The organism is Neglectibacter timonensis (assembly GCF_900048895.1).
Taxonomy (GTDB): Bacteria; Bacillota; Clostridia; order Oscillospirales; family Acutalibacteraceae; genus Acutalibacter; species Acutalibacter timonensis.
In genome coordinates this window covers 1326462-1342906 of the sequence record NZ_LT160640.1, presented here as the reverse complement: position 1 = coordinate 1342906, position 16445 = coordinate 1326462, and the positions used below count along the sequence as shown (strand labels likewise).

Genomic DNA, 16445 nt, shown 5'->3' with positions numbered 1-16445 from the left:
CTTTAAAAGGAATGGTCAATGGATATGGCAAAAAAACCGACGATTCGGGAGGTGGCCAAAGCGGCCAGGGTCTCTGTGGCTACTGTTTCCCGTGTGCTTAACGGGCAGCAGGGATTTTCTTCCCAAACAGAAAGACAGGTCCGTCAGGTTGTGAAGGAGATGGGGTACTCTGGAGGCGGCTTGGCCCGCGCAGTCAAAAACAAAGTGCCGAAAACAATCGCACTTATTGTGCCGGAGGTCAGTGAATATTTTTGCGGCTCGCTGGCACAGGGAATCGAGGATGCGGCGCGCAGGCGCGGTTATGTGGTGATACTCTGCAACACGGGAGCTGACGCCATGTATGGAGAAAGCTATGTGGAAATGCTGCGGCAGCAGTACGTGGACGGTGTGATAGCCTGCAGCATCCCGCCGGATTCCCCGCTCAACAGAAAAATCCGGGAAACCGGAATTCCCTGTGTGCTGTTGGACAGCATCTCCTATGACTGTCCGTTTCCCTACGTAAAAATAGATGACTTCCAGGGAATGTATACGGCGACGAAATACCTGCTTGACCGGGGGCATCGGCGCATAGCGATTCTTTCCGGGAACGTGAAGGACCCGGTGGCGGGCTGGCCGCGTCTTGAAGGGTACCGCCAGGCACTGCGGGATGCTGGGGTGGAACTGGATCCGGAATTGGAAGCCTTTGCAAACCACTTCAATTATGAGAGCGGAAAGACTGCTTTTGAGGAGCTGCTTTCCAGAAACAGTTCCTTTACAGGAATTGTCACCTGCAGCGATATGGTGGCGGCGGCAGTGCTCTCTTCAGCGGGAAAGCTGGGAATCCGGGTGCCGGAAGAGCTCTCAGTGGTGGGATTTGATGATTCTCAGATCGCCTCCGTGATGAATCCGCCGCTTACCTCGGTGGCTCAGCCGTACCGGGAGATGGGAAAGGCGGCGGTAGATATTCTGTTAAAGGAGCTTGACGGAGCTACCATGGTAGGAAGCAGGGTGCTCCCTGTACAGGTGGTTGAACGGGAAAGCACCCGGAGCCTGGAATAAAGCTGTTGGGGCAGATGTTTTTTGAATGGGGGAAAGGACGCTGTGTGCGGGTAACCGATGCAGCGTCCTTTTTTATTGACGGCTGACGGAAAAACGGCTCGCAGCGGGATGGAAACCATGATATACTTGAAAGTACAGCAAAGCCGCTGGGAGAATTTGACGGATCGTGCAAGATTGGCCGTGTTATCGGGCTGCCTGTACTGGAATTGATTTTTGGGATGGGGAGTTGTCATGCGGTTCACGTTTTCTTTCGTACTTTGGGCTTTTATCTCACTTAAACCAGATTGTGCAGTGTGCTGCAGGAGAGGATGGGTTGTAAACATGACAATGCTGAAATTTGACGAGCAGAAACAGATTGACAGTGTGGCAGGCGCTCTTGACCTGCGGGGACAAATCGAAGAGGCGGTAGACACGCTCTGCCGGACAGGATGCCGGGAAGCCTATTATCTGGGAATCGGCGGTACGTATGCCTCCGCCCTGCAGGCGGAGGCGCATGGCAGGGAAAAAAGCGCGTTCCCCGTCTTTGCGGAAAATGCAGCCCGTTATATCACTTCCGGCAACCGCAGGATAGGGAAGGGAAGCGCTGTGGTGATATCATCAGTAACGGGAACAACCCCGGAGATGCTGGAGGCTGTCAAGCGGGCGAAAGCGGCGGGCGCCTTGGTGCTGGGCTTTGTAGATGATGCCGCCGCGCCGTTGGCCGGTCTGGTGGATTTTGAGATTGCCTATCCGGGATGCGAGCAGCTGAAGTTTTTTATGGCGACGGATCGCTTCTTTTGGAATAACGGAGATTTTCCGGAATATGTGGAATACCATCGGGAAATGGAACAATATCTGCCGCGGGCGTTGGCAGAGGCAGAGAAGAAGGCTGATGAATTTGGAAAGGAGTTTGCCCAGCGGCACCATGCCGACCCCATCCATTATTTTGTAGGCGCAGGCAGCCAGTATGGAGCCGCATATTCCTATGCCATGTGTTATTGGGAGGAGCAGCACTGGCTGCGCGCCAAGGCTGTGCATGCGGGAGAGTTTTTTCACGGCACACTGGAAATTATAGACAGGGATACGCCGGTCACTGTGTTTCTGGGGGAGGATGCGGAGCGTCCGCTGGCGGAACGGGTAGCGAATTTTCTGCCGCGTATCTGCGGGAACTTCACCCTGATCGACAGCCGTGACTACGAACTTGCGGGTATCCGTCCGGAGTATAGAGGAAGCCTGTCTCATCTGGTGACCCATGCAGTCACTCAGAGGATTGATGCGCATATTGAACTTTTGAACCGCCACCCCATGGAGATCAGACGGTATTACCGCTGCCTCGACTATTAAACAGTCAAGAAAGGAATTCGTCTTAACAGCTGAAACTGCTGGAAGATTATGGTTCAGTGGATAGGAGCATCTGTTTTTATGCTGAGACTTGCTGCAGTAGGCGACAACTGCATGGATGTGTACGATCAGACCGGAGAAGCCTATCCGGGTGGGAATCCGGTTAATGTGGCGGTTTACTTCACCCGCATCGGAGGGCGCGCCTCCTATATCGGTGCGGTGGGGACCGACCGCTATGCCGGTCTTCTGACCCGGGCGCTGGAAAAAAAGAAGATTGATTTGTCCCATATCCAGGTCTTAAAGGGAAGTACGGCGGTCACCCATGTGAGCCTGGTAAACGGAGAACGGGTGTTGGGGGAGTATGAAGAAGGGGTGCTGCCCCGGTTCCGTCTGACCGAGGAGGATATTCGGTTCATTTGCTCTCATGATATGATGGTCACGGGGCTGTGGGGCATGGTGGAGCAGGATTTGGGCAGGATCAGGGCGCAGGGAGTACCCGTTGCTTTTGATTTTGCCGATAAACCCAGGGGGCCTGTTCTGGAAGCTGCTGTGGGCAATGTGGATTATGCCTTCTTTGGGCTGGACTGTTCCGGAGGCCCGGAATTAGAGGCATTTCTGCGGGAAATACAGGCACGCGGGCCAAAAGTGGTGACTGCCACTCTTGGAGAGAAGGGCAGTTTGGCCTACGATGGCAGGCGGTTTGTCTCCTGCGGTATCGTTCCCTGTCGGGTTGTTGATACCATGGGGGCGGGGGATAGTTATATCGCCGGATTTTTAAAGGGGATTCTGGAGGGCAGGCCTTTGGAGGATTGCATGCGTCAGGGAGCGGAGTGCAGCAGTGAAACACTGAAGTACAGCGGCGCATGGTGACCGGAAGGCGGTTATTCCTTTGCCTGTTTTTTTACAAGAAAGAACCATTATTGCCGGAACTGCCGTACTTTGCCCCTTTACAGAATCTGAGTTGTTATGCAGGGAAAAAGTCTTCTGATAGGAAATGAACTGAGCGTATTCCTGAAAATTCCGGGACGCTGTGAGGATGTCCATGGGGTTTTGCATATTTTTTCGACAGAATTTCTCATAACTGGCGGTTAAACGCCAATTGAGGACAAAAAAATTGAAAAAAAGCCAAATGTGGCTTGCATTTCACTATAAAAAGGCTATAATAGTGATGTAAGTGCACTATAACATACGAAAGGAAGCGCTATTTATGGAAGAGGCAATAAAAGAGTACGACGGGGAACAAGTAAAGCGATTGATTTCTTCCCGTTTGCGGGAACTGCGTATTAAGCGGGAAATGAGCCAGAAAGAGGTGGCTGAACGGCTTCATATGTGCCGCAGCACCTATACGTATTATGAGGCGGGAAAAACCTTGCCGGATATTACGATGCTGCTGAAGCTTTCCGGTCTTTATCGGATGCCGTTGTGTGAATTGCTGCAGGGGTTGGATTGAAGAGAATACCGACTGATGAGGAGCGGGCTTAACCGCTCCTTTTTTTATGTGACAAAGAACGGCAGCAATCTAACTGAAAATAAAACGACGTTTAAAACTTTATATTTATCGCATAAGGGCGTACTGCATAAAAATAAATAGAATTTATTACTGTTTTACGACAATGTGTAAAATGTATAGAATTAATTCGGAAAATACGTGAATTTAGCTATTGAAAACAACGGAAAGTGCTGTTATACTATGCCCATCAAGTAAAGTTTTATATGAAAGTTTAGAAAAATTTCGATCAAAATTTTTAAATCTAAATTTAAATAAACGGAAATATAAAACTTGAACGAACGGTTGAACCAAATTTTTTTATGAGGTGACAAACGATGAAAAAGACAGCAAAAATCCTGTCCTTGGCGCTGGCGGCTGCCATGACGCTATCAGCCTTTGCGGGCTGCGGAAATGGGAACGGAGGCAGCAACGCTTCCAGCGGCACGGAAAGCAAGGGAACCTCCTCCGCTGCGTCCCAGAACAGCGAGGCTAGTACAGAGTCCACCGCTGCGGGTGGAGACGGTTACACCATCACCATGGCATATCTCGGCAACGAACAGCCCAATCAGGATGCCGTCATGGCCAAGATCGATGAACAGGTTCAAAAGGACTTGGGAATGTCCTTTGAGGGACTTCTGATGGGCTTCGGCGAATACCAGCAAAAACTGAACCTGATGCTTTCCGGCGGCGACAAACTGGACATTCTTCCTGTTGTGAGTAATCTGGCCAACTCTTATATCAATGCAAAACAGATTGTCAATTTGGCGGATTACATAGACGAGTATGGGAAGGGCATTCTGGAGTTTATGGGAGAAGACGTGGCAAAAAGCGGTGCGGTCAACGGCTTTATCTATGGAATCCCCTCCAACAAGGAAAGTGCCTCTCAAGCAGGCATTGTTATGCGAAAAGACATTGTGGACGAGCTGCAGATCGACGTGGACGCGATCAAAACTTACGACGACCTGACCCCCATCTTCGAGAAGGTGAAGGCGGCTCATCCGGAATTGGACTGCATTTCTGGCACCAATCTGGTCACTCAGATCCAGACCTGGGATCCGCTCTCCGATTCCTTCGGCGTGTTGATGAATGATGGACAAGACACTACTGTGGTTAACCTCTATGAGACGGAGGAATACAAGGTTCGTCTTAACCGCATTAAAGATTGGTATCAGACCGGCTATATCAAGCTGGACGCAGCCACTACCACGGAAACCTCCTCAAATCTGGTGAAGGCTGGAACCCTATTCTCTTATCTTTCTCCTATCAAGCCAGGATTCCTGGTACAGGAAAACGTGAGCTGCGGCCAGGAGATGGTCACTGCCTATATCGGTAAGGATGACGGCAGCGTCTCCAACATCATCTGCTCTGGAAATGTGAATTACATAGATTGGGGAATCGCCCAGCAGTCCGAAGACAAGGTAAAAGCCATGCAGTTCCTGAATTACGCCTATACCAGTCCCGAATGGAACAACCTGATGAATTTCGGCATCGAGGGCGAGGACTATGCACGGGTAGAAGGCAGCGAGGTCTATATCGACTATCCGGAGGGCAAGGACGCTTCTTCCGCCTACCATCTGAACATGGGCTGGCATCTGCCCAACCAGTTCAAGGGATATGTGTGGAACGGCCAGCCTGAGGATGTATGGCAGCAGTATAAGGATTTTAATGCTTCCGCCACTTATTCCAAGGCGTTCGGTTTCTTCTATGATTCCTCCAGCGTAGCAACCGAGCTTACAGCACTTTCCGGCGTGGAAAGCGAGTACAAGAAGCCCCTGGAAACCGGTTCCGTCTCCGATGTGGAAGCGACACTGAAGGACTTCAACGACAAGCTCTACGCCGCGGGCCTGCAGAAGGTGATGGATCTGAAACAGGAACAGCTGGACGCCTGGCTGGCAACACAGGAATAAACTGATTTTCGGGTTCCGAAAATTCAATCAAGTTTCTCTTCAGAAACTTGATTGAAGATGTCCTATTTGATGGAAATGAAAAGGGAGTTCTCTTCCCAAATCAGGATTTTATGTAAGCGCTGATGCTTTCAGGGCGCAGAGCGACAAACATTGCCCTTTGACGGGCGAGTTTTGAAGCATTCTGGAAAAACAGGCGAAAATCTTCCGTGTTTAGGATGTTTTTGACGCAGCAGGGTTCTAAAATATATCCGGAAGGCTGTGCGCTGGGCTGCCGGTGCGACGGGTTCGGCGGTTATTCTATGAAACGGGGGTGTCTCTACTTGCGTGGCAAACGGAGGCTCCCCTTTCTTTATCACGAAACAAAAGGATGCGGCTGGGACGGATGCCGCAGTCCTATCCGGTTTTAAAAATCAAAGCTGTTATGTATCACTGAGAGGTGTGAAATGGAAAAGAAAGCGAGAGCGGCGGTGAAGAGGGGAAGCCGGAGCGAGAAGGTCAAGAAATGGCTTCCGCTGTACCTGATGATGCTGCCGGGGGCGATCTATCTGATCGTAAACAACTATATCCCAATGTTCGGAATGATCATCGCGTTCAAAAAGGTGGATTTCTCCAAGGGGATTTTCGCCAGCGACTGGATCGGGCTGAAGAACTTCGAATTCCTATTTGCGTCCGATGACGCGGCTGTCATCACAAGGAATACTATTTTGTACAATGTGGCGTTCATCTTTTTGAACACCACCCTGGGAATTCTGTTCGCAATCTTCATCTGCGATATTCTCAACAAGCGCCTGAAGAAGCTGTACCAGAGCGCAATCCTGTTCCCATTCCTCATGTCCATGGTCATTGTGGGATACATCGTATATGCGTTTTTCAGCATGCAGAGCGGCATTGTGAATAAGACGATTCTGCCCCTGCTGGGGAAAGATCCCATCTTCTGGTACAACGAGCCGAAATACTGGCCGGCCATCCTGATCTTTGTGAACACGTGGAAAGGCATCGGATACGGCTGCCTGATCTACATCTCGGCTATTAACGGAATCGACCCCACCTACTATGAGGCGGCGGAACTGGATGGGGCCGGGAAGCTCAAGCAGATCTGGCATATCACGCTGCCCTGCATCCTGCCATCGATTATTACGCTGACGCTGCTGAGCATCGGCAAGATCTTCTACTCGGATTTCGGACTGTTTTATCAGGTGCCGAGAGACAGCGGTATGCTATATTCGACGACCAACGTGATCGATACCTATGTGTACCGCGGCCTGATGAAGCAGGGGAACATCGGGATGTCATCGGCGGCAGGCGTGTATCAGTCCGTGGTAGGCTTTGTGCTGGTGCTGCTGTCAAACCTGGTGGTACGCAAGGTCAGCAAAGAGAACGCGTTGTTCTGAGCGGGGGGAGTAGAGATGAAAAAAAAGAATTCAGGGTATCAAATCACCGCGAACGTGGTGATGATGCTTGTAGCGGTAATGGTAGTACTGCCCTTCCTGCTGCTGTTCCTGTCCTCCATTACGGATGAGAGCACGCTGCTGAAAAATGGCTATTCGTTCTTTCCTGAGAAGTTCAGCCTGGGGGCCTATGAGTACATCTTCCGGTCCGGAGAAAAAATCTTCAGGGCCTATGGCATGACGATTCTTGTGACCGTGATCGGCACGGTGGTGAACGTGGCGCTGTCTGCGCTGTTCTCTTACCCGCTGTCGCTGAAAAACCTGCCGGGACGCAGGGTGATTACCTTCTTTGTCTTCTTCACCATGCTTTTTAACGGCGGGTTGGTGCCCTCCTACATCCTGTGGTCCAACTACGTCGGAGTGAAGGATACAATCTGGGGCCTGCTGCTGCCGAACCTGCTGATGGGGGCGATGAACATCCTCTTGATCCGGACCTATTTTTCCACCAGCATCCCGGATACGCTGTTTGAGGCGGCGCAGATAGACGGAGCCAGCCAGGTGAGGATCTTCACAAAGATTGTGCTGCCCCTGGGCAAACCGATCCTGGTGACCATCGGGACCTTCTCCGGGTTGGCATATTGGAACGATTGGACAAACGGTCTGTATTATATCAATAAGAAAACGGAACTGTTCACGATACAGAACCTGCTGAACAGGATGGTCTCAGACTTACAATATCTGTCGCAGAACAGTGGCAACGTCTCGTCGGACTTGGCGGCCGAGATATCCAAGGTGCCCAGCACCGGCGTGCAGATGGCTATCGCCTTTGTCGCCATTCTTCCCATCATCCTCGTTTTTCCCTTCCTCCAGAAGTACTATTCCAAGGGCATTGCACTGGGCGCGGTTAAGGGATAAGAAAACAGGACAATTAAATCCCCGGTCTTGCCGCCGGAATTGGGAAAAAAGCTTCCGGCGGCCCGGAAAAGGAGGACCTATGTTCCAATATGCATTTGAAGTGCCGGAGAATAAAAAAGTCCGGCTGCTGATTCACACAGACTGCAAAAATGAAGCTGACGACCAGTTTGCTTTGGCACACCACCTGATGACGCCGAAATTCAAGGTGCGGGGGATCGTTGCCGGGCATTTTGAAAAGAACCCCCAGGAGTACGGGCCTGGAAACACGGTGGACGCAAGCTATGAGGAGATTCTGAAGGTGATGGGCCTGATGGGCCTTTCCGGAGAATATCCCGTATGGAGGGGCGCCCGGGGACCGCTGCCGGATGAGAGGACGGCTGTGCCTTCAGAGGGTGCGGACGCCATCATTGCAGAGGCGATGCGGGAAGATCCGCTGCCCCTGTATGTGGTGTTCCAGGGCTGTCTCACCGACCTGGCGTCCGCTTACCTCAAGGAGCCCCGGATTGCGGAGCGTATGACCGCCATCTGGATTGGCGGCGGAAAGTGGCCGGAGGGCGGTTTTGAGTTTAATCTATTGCAGGACATCCACGCCGCCAACGTGGTGTTTTCCTCTGAGATTCCTCTGTGGCAGATCCCCATCAACGTCTATAAGCAGGCCGCCGTATCCTTGGCTGAGCTGCAGTACCGGGTACAGCCCTGCGGTGAAATCGGCAATTATCTGTTTACCCAGATGGTGGAGTTCAACAGGAAATGCGCGCAGGTACAGCACTGGCCCCATGGAGAGAGCTGGGGGCTGGGAGACCAGGGAACTGTCACTGTGCTGCTGGAGGAGAGCGAGCGAATGAATTGGGACCCTCATCCTGCTCCGCGGTTTGCACCGGATATGAAGTATATCCACGGTCAGGATAACCGTGAAATCAGGGTGTACCATACATTGGATTCCCGGCTGACCATGGAGGATTTCTATGCGAAGCTGGCCCTCAACTTTGGAGGGAAATACTGAGAAAAGCCCGTGCGGCAATGGGAAGGAGTTATAAATATGCTCAAGGAAATGAAACTAATACCCGTGACAGAACAGTCCTATCCGTTTGAAACGGCTGATTTCCATTGTAGACTTTCGGAATTTGGCTATGTGGAGGACGAGTTTTTTATGTCCGGTACAGCCAATGTCTATCGGGAAGGGGAACATTACAGGCCCGAGGTCATTTGTTCGGATGCGCCCTACACTACCAGGGTGCTGGTCCGCAGGCCGGAAACTCCCGCGAAGTTCAGCGGCAATGTGGTGGTAGAAGTGCTGAACGCCTCCGCCATGATGGACATTGACCGTATGTGGGTGGACAGCTGGAAATTCTTCACCCGCAGCGGCGATATCTATGTGGGAATTACCAGCAAGGGCCATGTGGTGGATGCTCTGAAGCGGTTTGACCCGGAACGCTATGCCCCCATCAATTGGGCAAATCCCATGCCGGAACGCAAGGCTCCTGAAAAGCTGGATCAGTTCGGCTTCCTGCCCCAGTTTGAATCGGGCCTGTTCTGGGATATGCTGACAGACCTTGCAAAACTTCTGCGTTCTGAAGAGGACGCCAATCCGCTGCGGGAGTACGGCAAAAAATATCTCTATCTCACCGGCTGGTCCCAGTCCGGCAGCTATCTGTGCAGGTATGTCAATTCCTTTGCCTACCTGCCGGAAAACAGGGTGGGCGGCCCTGTTTTTGACGGCTATCTGGCCGCAGGATGCGGGGCTGATATGGCGCCCATGAATGCTTACGAGCCCAGAACGCCCATGATGGCCTCAAACGGTATTCCCAAGGGCAGCGTGATGGGGGCCAGGGAACCTTATATCAATATCAACACGGAAAGCGAGAACAGGATGGTGCGCTGGTCGGACGATTATGACAGGCCTGACTATAAATTCCGCACCTACCAGATCCCTGCTTCCAGCCACGATTCCAAATATAACCTGCTGGATTACTACGAAGGGAAGGGCAGGGAGGATTGCCGGCGTATCGGCATGGAACTGACCTATGACGGCGTGGAGGGAGAGCCGCTGGACAATCCCTATGAGCTGGTGTTTAACGCTGCCTGGCGGAACCTTTATCTCTGGGTGCGGGAGGGAATGCCGGCGCCGCACGCGCCAAAAATCGAAACAGAGTTCACTTCCCCGGAGGAAGCGGATCCCTTCGGCGCATGGGTGCGCAACAAGCCGGATTCCTTCGGGAACGCTGTGGGCGGGATCCGCACGCCGGGCGCAGATTATCCGGTTGGCGTCTATTCCAGCAGCAGTAAAATGGCCAATGGAAAATATCAGGCCATGTTCGGCCAGGTGATTCCCTTCTCCCCGCAAAAGCTTCAGGCGCTTTACGGCACGTTGGAGCATTACCGGAAACTGGTATCTGGAAAAGCAGATGAAATGATCGCCCTGGGCTTCCTCCTTCCTGAGGACAGGGAAGAGATGATTGAGTTGACAGTGGAACTGGCCGCAAAGCGCGGCCTGAAATGAGCTGGAAAAGCGCGGCCTGCGGAATATTTGCTGCGATTCATCGTTTCTCTGCAGGAGCGGGGCCAGCCTGCAGAGAATTTTTTTGAGCATCTAAATATTCTACTGAAAATTTAGTAGCAATTTTTAATCTCGGGTGGTATAGTATCCTTATAAGAAAAAGTTACTGCAGAAAAACAGAAACAAAGAGGGCGGGCTTACCTATGAAGATCAATATCAAAACAATCAGTGAATTGACCGGTTTTTCCCAGGCGACGGTTTCCAACGCGCTAAACAACAAGCGCGGGGTCAACAAGGAGACGGCGGAACGGATTTTGGCAGTGGCCAGGGAGCATGGGTATCTTCCGGAACTGAAGATCGACAACATCAAGCTTGTCATCTACAAAAAGCAGGGCGTGGTTGTTTCCGATACGCCGTTCTTTTCCGCTCTGATCGAAGGCGTTGAGGCGGAGAGCAGGAGCGCGGGCTATGAGACCACAATCTGCAATCTGAACCAAAAGGATCCTAATTTTGAAGCGGTGCGGGATCAGCTCCTTTCCGACCCGAACTGCGCGATTCTGCTGCTGGCAACTGAAATGCAGGAAGAGGATATGAAACCCTTTGAAAATGCCCTGGCCCCCATCGTGGTGCTGGACAGCTGGTTTGAAGAGATGACCTTTGACGCCGTATTGATCAGCAATACGGATTCTGTGTGCAATGCTGTGAAATATCTGATCAATAAGGGACATAAGAGAATCGGCTACCTGCGCGGGAATATCCGGATCAAGAACTTTTTTTACCGGGATATGGGGTATCAGCGCGCCTTGTCGGGCGCTGGACTTCCGGTAGAACAAAAGTATACTTTTTCCCTCACTCCCACAATGGAGGGCGCTTATGAGGATATGAAGAACCTGCTCCGGCAGCAGCCGGAGCTTCCCACCGCCTTTTTTGCCGATAACGACATCATTGCCCTGGGCGCCATGCGCGCCCTGCAGGAATGCGGCTACAAGGTGCCCGGAGACGTATCGGTAATCGGTTTTGACGACCTTCCCTTCGGGATGATTTCCTATCCGGCGCTCACCACCATCCGTGTGCACAAGCAGGAGATGGGAAGAACCGCCGTGCGCAGGCTGATTGAAATTATGAAGAACAATACAGGCGTAAAGACGAAGGTACAGGTGTGCAACACCTTTGTAGAGCGGGACAGCGTGCGGGATCTTAACGCCTGAATAGAAAGGATAGAGGAATATGGCAAAAGCGACCATCAAACTGGGCTACGCGCCCACGCGCCGGAGTATTTTTAGTGCGCCGGACGCCATTAAGTACCGCGGACTCACCCGGGACCGGCTTCAGGAGCTGGGTGTGGAGTTCGTGGACATCGACGACATCAACCCGGAGGGCCTCCTGTATGACGATAGGGATGTGGCGCCCATTCTGAAAAAATTTCGGGAGGCCGGCGTGGACGGCCTGTTCGTGCCCCACTGTAATTTCGGAACGGAGTATGTGGTGGCAAGGCTGGCCCGGGAGCTGAAGCTTCCGGTGCTGCTCTGGGGCCCCAGGGATGAGCGGCCCGATGAAAACGGCGTGCGCCTGCGGGACAGCCAGTGCGGCCTGTTCGCCACAGGCAAGGTGCTGCGGCGTTTTCAGGTACCCTTTACATACATGACCAACTGCCGCCTGACAGATCCCGAATTTGAACGGGGCATCAGGGACTTTCTGGCAGTGTGCAACGTGGTGCGGGTGTTCCGGCACACCCGGATCCTGCAGATTGCGCCCAGGCCTTTTGATTTTTGGTCCACTATGTGCAATGAGGGCGAGCTTCTGGAAAAGTTTAACATTCAGCTTTCTCCCATTCCCATGCCTGAGCTCACCGGTATGGTGAAAAAGGTAAAGGAAGAGAAAACGGAAGTCCGGCAGGTTATGGACTACTGCCGGGAAAACATGGAGGTCAAAATCAAGGAGAAAGAGCTGGAGAATGTGGCCGCGCTGAAGGTGGCGATGAAACGTTTGGCAGAGCAGTACGGCTGCAATGCCGTGGCGATTCAGTGCTGGAACGCCCTGCAAGGCGAGCTGGGCATTATGCCCTGTGCGGCCAATTCCCTGATGAATGAAGAGGGAATCCCGGTGGTGTGCGAAACCGATATTCACGGCGCGGTGACAGCTGTGCTGGCGGAGGCTGCCGCTATGAATAACACCCCCTCCTTCTTTGCAGACTGGACCGTCCGCCATCCCGACAATGAAAACGGCGAACTGCTGCAGCACTGCGGCCCCTGGCCCATTTCCTGCGCCAGGGAGAAGCCCTGCATCGGCTATCCGCTTGCTTTCGACCATCCTGGCGCGGTAGAGGCAGAGGCAAAACACGGAGAAGTGACCCTCTGCCGGTTCGACGGCGACAACGGCGAGTACAGCCTGCTCCTGGGCAAGGCAAAGGGCATTGACGGGCCCTATACCAAAGGCACTTACCTCTGGATAGAGGTGGAAAATTGGAAGAGGCTGGAAGCAAAGCTGGTGGAGGGGCCCTATATCCACCACTGTGTAGGCATTCACAAAGATGTGGTTCCCGTGCTTTATGAGGCCTGTAAGTATATGAAGGTAAAGCCGGACCTGTACGACGGCAACGAGGAAGCGGTAAAGGCCTATCTCCGGGGCGAATGAGCCGGAAAGGAATGTTTGGCATGGAAAAAAACTATCAGGCGTTGAGGGCAAAGTCCTTTGCCCTCCGTCAAAAAGCGCTCGACATGGTTTACCGGGCAAAAACCGGCCATATAGGCGGGGATTTCAGTGTGTGCGACATCCTGAATGTGCTCTATAACAGCCAGATGAATGTGACGCCGGAAAATTTTGATAAGCCCGGGCATGACCACTTGATCCTGAGCAAGGGGCATTCGGTGGAGGCGCTGTACAGCGTGCTCTGCGACAAGGGCTTTTTTCCGGAATCGGATCTGGAGACATTTTCTCAGTTTGGCTCCAAATATATCGGCCATCCCAACAACAAAGTCAATGGTGTTGAAATGAATTCCGGCTCGCTGGGCCACGGCCTTTCCGTGTCGGTAGGGCTGGCCCTGGCGGAGCGCATGAACGGTTCCGGCGCCCGGGTCTATGTGGTAATGGGGGACGGCGAACTGGCGGAAGGCTCCGTTTGGGAAGGAGCCATGGCGGGCGGCCATTATAAGCTCTCTAACCTGTGCGCCGTGGTGGACCGCAACAGACTGCAGATTTCCGGGGGCACCGAAGAGGTGATGGCCCAGGACAGCCAGGACGCGCGCTGGTCTGCCTTTGGTTGGAACGTGCTCCACGCGGAGGGCAATCATGTGGAGGCTCTCGACGAGGCTTTCGAGCAGTCCAGGGCCTGCAGCGGGAAACCGACGGTTGTCATTGCGGACACCACCAAGGGCTATGGCGTCTCCTTTATGGAAAACCAGGCTGTATGGCACCATAAGGTGCCTACGGACGAGGAATATCAGAAAGCTATGGAAGAGCTGAAACGAAAGGAGGCGGCGTGCTGTGAATAAGATTCCGAACAGACAGGTAATCTGCGACGTGCTGCTGGAGCACGCGAAAGAAGACCGGGATATTGTGGTTCTCTGCAGCGATTCCAGAGGCTCTGCCTCCCTTTCCGGATTTGCGGAGGCTTTCCCGACACAGTTTTTTGAGATGGGCATTGCAGAGCAGAGCCTGGTTTCCACCGCTGCAGGCTTGGCCCGGGGTGGGAAGAAGCCGTTTGCAGCCTCTCCGGCCTGTTTCCTCTCCACCCGCAGCATGGAGCAGGTGAAGGTGGACGTGGCCTATTCCCGTACAAATGTCAAGCTCATTGGCATCTCCGGAGGCGTCAGCTATGGGGCACTGGGAATGACCCATCACAGCGCCCAGGATATTGCCGCGCTGGGCTCGATCCCGGGGATGCGGGTCTACCTGCCCAGCGACAGGCATCAGACCAGAGCCCTGATGGAAGCTTTGCTGCAGGATGATAAGCCCGCTTACATCCGGGTGGGCAGAAATCCGGTGGAGGATATCTACACGCCGGATTCGATGAAATTTGAACTGGATCAGGCTGTGACACTATGTGAAGGTGATGACCTTGCCATTATAGCCTGCGGTGAAATGGTGAAGCCCGCTGTGGAAGCGGCGAAGCTGCTGGCAGCAGAGGGAATCTCCGTGCAGGTGCTGGATCTGTATTGTGTGAAGCCTCTGGACCGGGACGCTGTGCTGAATTCTGCACGTAAAGTCAAAGCCCTTGTCACGGTTGAAGAACACAGCGTGATCGGCGGTATGGGGGCTATGGTAAGCCAGCTGGTGGCAGAGTACTGTCCCAAGCGGGTAAAAAACCTGGCTCTGCCGGATGAGCCGGCAATCGCGGGAAAATCCCAGGAAGTGTTCGACTATTACGGCCTGAATGCAGAGGGAATTGCAAAGGCTGCCAGGGAGCTGATGGGCCGATGAAGCGGTATATCCTGGCAATTGACCAGAGCACGTCCGGCACAAAGGCGCTGCTCTTCGACGAAACCGGATTGCTTCTGGACCGGAGCGACCTGCCCCATGAGCAGAAGATTTCCGAAAACGGCTGGGTTTCTCACGATCCGATGGAGATTTGGCGCAACACGCTGCAGACGGTGAAAAACCTGGTGGAGAAGACCGGGATCGACAAAACGGAAATCGCAGCGGTGGGGCTCAGCAATCAGCGGGAGACTGCGCTAATCTGGGACAGGAAGACAGGCCTGCCGGTGGCGGATGCCGTGGTGTGGCAGTGTGCGAGAGGCGCAGAAATCTGTGAAAGGCTTTCTGCGCAGGGGGAAAAGGTGAAAGAGAAAACCGGCATCAACCTCTCCCCTTATTTTCCGGCGGCAAAGTGGGCCTGGATTTTGGAACACACGCCTGGCCTGGAGGATAAGCGGCTTTGTGCCGGCACCATCGATACCTGGCTGATCTACCGGCTGACCGGCGGGAAAAGCTTTAAAACCGATTATTCCAATGCTTCCCGGACGCAGCTGTTCAACATTCAGGAGCTCTGCTGGGATGAGGAACTCTGCAGCATGTTCGGCGTTGCCTCCGACATGCTTCCTGAGGTATGCTTCAGTGATTCCCTGTTTGGCGAAACGGATTTTGCGGGCTATCTGCCGCAGCCTGTCCCCATTCACGGTGTGCTTGGGGATTCCCACGGAGCCCTGTTCGGACAGGGCTGCCTGGAGCCGGGGATGATGAAGGCAACTTATGGCACGGGCTCTTCCGTGATGCTGAATATTGGGGAAGCCCCGGTGTTCAGCAGCAAGGGTGTTGTGACCTCCCTTGCCTGGGGGATGGAAGGGAAGGTCACTTATGTATTGGAAGGCAATATCAATTATACCGGAGCCGTGATGAAGTGGATTGTAGATGATCTCCATCTGCTTTCATCCTCCAAGGAATCGGGGAAGGTGGCGCAGGAGGCCAACCAGGAGGATTCTACCTATCTGGTCCCCGCTTTCACAGGCCTGGGCGCTCCTTATTGGAAAAGCGATGTGAGGGCGATTCTCTGCGGTATGAGCCGCAGCACCGGCAGGGCGGAGCTTGTCAAAGCAGCGGAAGAGTGTATTGCCTACCAGATCGCTGATGTGGTGAATGCCATGGGCGGCGAGTCAGGCGTGAAGATCAGCGAGCTGCGTGTGGACGGGGGCCCTACCAGGGATAGCTTTCTGATGCAGTTTCAAAGCGATATTCTCAACATACCGGTGGCAGTGCCGGAAAAGGAAGAGCTTTCCGGCATCGGAGCAGCCTATGCGGCGGGAATTGCCGTGGGCCTCTATGATAAGTCGATTTTCAGCAGGATGTCGCACGTCAGGTTTGTCCCGGCAATGTCCTCACTGGAACGGGAAAAACGCTATGGCGGCTGGAAGGCAGCGGTGAACATGCTGCTGTGAATGAGAAGGGCGAAGCAGCCG

At 53.3% G+C, this 16445-nt stretch carries 14 protein-coding genes; all 14 read left to right on the top strand.

Annotated features, from left to right (window positions below):
* Nucleotides 1-24: 24 nt before the first annotated feature.
* The 14 genes from BN3911_RS15290 (at nt 25) to BN3911_RS15225 (ending at nt 16424) form a co-directional block, all read left to right on the top strand.
* Entirely contained in the window at nt 25-1038 is a 1014-nt protein-coding gene (locus BN3911_RS15290) for a LacI family DNA-binding transcriptional regulator (RefSeq protein ID WP_187127769.1), read from the top strand.
* A 321-nt stretch (nt 1039-1359) separates the two neighbouring features.
* On the top strand, nt 1360-2361 hold the full coding sequence (locus tag BN3911_RS15285; RefSeq protein WP_338086359.1) for an SIS domain-containing protein: 1002 nt from the start codon (nt 1360-1362) through the stop codon (nt 2359-2361).
* 78 nt (nt 2362-2439) lie between these two features.
* Entirely contained in the window at nt 2440-3228 is a 789-nt protein-coding gene (gene frlD, locus BN3911_RS15280; protein WP_066868035.1) for a fructoselysine 6-kinase, read from the top strand.
* A 337-nt stretch (nt 3229-3565) separates the two neighbouring features.
* Complete coding sequence (locus tag BN3911_RS15275) at nt 3566-3808, top strand: helix-turn-helix domain-containing protein (RefSeq protein WP_066867122.1); 243 nt, start codon at nt 3566-3568, stop codon at nt 3806-3808.
* A 374-nt stretch (nt 3809-4182) separates the two neighbouring features.
* On the top strand, nt 4183-5754 hold the full coding sequence (locus tag BN3911_RS15270; protein ID WP_066867120.1) for an ABC transporter substrate-binding protein: 1572 nt from the start codon (nt 4183-4185) through the stop codon (nt 5752-5754).
* Nucleotides 5755-6197: 443 nt separating this feature from the next.
* The gene (locus BN3911_RS15265; protein WP_066867118.1) at nt 6198-7145 is read left to right on the top strand and encodes an ABC transporter permease; all 948 of its coding nucleotides are present in this window, start codon (nt 6198-6200) and stop codon (nt 7143-7145) included.
* 15 nt (nt 7146-7160) lie between these two features.
* Entirely contained in the window at nt 7161-8057 is an 897-nt protein-coding gene (locus tag BN3911_RS15260) for a carbohydrate ABC transporter permease (RefSeq protein ID WP_066867116.1), read from the top strand.
* Nucleotides 8058-8136: 79 nt separating this feature from the next.
* Nucleotides 8137-9060, top strand: coding sequence for a nucleoside hydrolase (locus BN3911_RS15255; protein ID WP_066867114.1), 924 nt, complete (start codon nt 8137-8139; stop codon nt 9058-9060).
* Between the two features lie 36 nt (nt 9061-9096).
* Nucleotides 9097-10557, top strand: coding sequence for an alpha/beta hydrolase domain-containing protein (locus BN3911_RS15250; RefSeq protein ID WP_066867112.1), 1461 nt, complete (start codon nt 9097-9099; stop codon nt 10555-10557).
* Between the two features lie 200 nt (nt 10558-10757).
* Nucleotides 10758-11762, top strand: a complete 1005-nt coding sequence (locus BN3911_RS15245) for a substrate-binding domain-containing protein (RefSeq protein ID WP_066867110.1) — start codon at nt 10758-10760, stop codon at nt 11760-11762.
* Between the two features lie 19 nt (nt 11763-11781).
* Nucleotides 11782-13188 (top strand): L-fucose/L-arabinose isomerase family protein, encoded by a 1407-nt coding sequence (locus BN3911_RS15240; protein WP_066867108.1) that lies wholly within the window; start codon nt 11782-11784, stop codon nt 13186-13188.
* A 20-nt stretch (nt 13189-13208) separates the two neighbouring features.
* Nucleotides 13209-14045: a transketolase gene (locus BN3911_RS15235; protein WP_066868032.1), complete on the top strand. Its 837-nt coding sequence runs from the start codon at nt 13209-13211 to the stop codon at nt 14043-14045.
* Complete coding sequence (locus BN3911_RS15230; RefSeq protein WP_066867106.1) at nt 14038-14973, top strand: transketolase family protein; 936 nt, start codon at nt 14038-14040, stop codon at nt 14971-14973. Before BN3911_RS15235 ends, BN3911_RS15230 begins: the two co-directional genes overlap by 8 nt.
* Nucleotides 14970-16424: an FGGY-family carbohydrate kinase gene (locus BN3911_RS15225; RefSeq protein ID WP_066867104.1), complete on the top strand. Its 1455-nt coding sequence runs from the start codon at nt 14970-14972 to the stop codon at nt 16422-16424. The genes BN3911_RS15230 and BN3911_RS15225 overlap by 4 nt, the downstream gene beginning before the upstream one ends.
* The last annotated feature ends 21 nt before the right edge of the window (nt 16425-16445 follow it).

What these genes read in the sequence shown, in the direction of transcription:
- BN3911_RS15235 (WP_066868032.1), top strand. Translation starts at nt 13,209, where the DNA reads ATGGAAAAAAACTATCAGGCGTTGAGGGCAAAGTCCTTTGCCCTCCGT.
- BN3911_RS15240 (WP_066867108.1), top strand. Translation starts at nt 11,782, where the DNA reads ATGGCAAAAGCGACCATCAAACTGGGCTACGCGCCCACGCGCCGGAGT.
- BN3911_RS15225 (WP_066867104.1), top strand. Translation starts at nt 14,970, where the DNA reads ATGAAGCGGTATATCCTGGCAATTGACCAGAGCACGTCCGGCACAAAG.
- BN3911_RS15285 (WP_338086359.1), top strand. Translation starts at nt 1,360, where the DNA reads ATGACAATGCTGAAATTTGACGAGCAGAAACAGATTGACAGTGTGGCA.
- BN3911_RS15250 (WP_066867112.1), top strand. Translation starts at nt 9,097, where the DNA reads ATGCTCAAGGAAATGAAACTAATACCCGTGACAGAACAGTCCTATCCG.
- frlD (WP_066868035.1), top strand. Translation starts at nt 2,440, where the DNA reads ATGCTGAGACTTGCTGCAGTAGGCGACAACTGCATGGATGTGTACGAT.
- BN3911_RS15290 (WP_187127769.1), top strand. Translation starts at nt 25, where the DNA reads ATGGCAAAAAAACCGACGATTCGGGAGGTGGCCAAAGCGGCCAGGGTC.
- BN3911_RS15265 (WP_066867118.1), top strand. Translation starts at nt 6,198, where the DNA reads ATGGAAAAGAAAGCGAGAGCGGCGGTGAAGAGGGGAAGCCGGAGCGAG.
- BN3911_RS15260 (WP_066867116.1), top strand. Translation starts at nt 7,161, where the DNA reads ATGAAAAAAAAGAATTCAGGGTATCAAATCACCGCGAACGTGGTGATG.
- BN3911_RS15255 (WP_066867114.1), top strand. Translation starts at nt 8,137, where the DNA reads ATGTTCCAATATGCATTTGAAGTGCCGGAGAATAAAAAAGTCCGGCTG.
- BN3911_RS15275 (WP_066867122.1), top strand. Translation starts at nt 3,566, where the DNA reads ATGGAAGAGGCAATAAAAGAGTACGACGGGGAACAAGTAAAGCGATTG.
- BN3911_RS15270 (WP_066867120.1), top strand. Translation starts at nt 4,183, where the DNA reads ATGAAAAAGACAGCAAAAATCCTGTCCTTGGCGCTGGCGGCTGCCATG.
- BN3911_RS15245 (WP_066867110.1), top strand. Translation starts at nt 10,758, where the DNA reads ATGAAGATCAATATCAAAACAATCAGTGAATTGACCGGTTTTTCCCAG.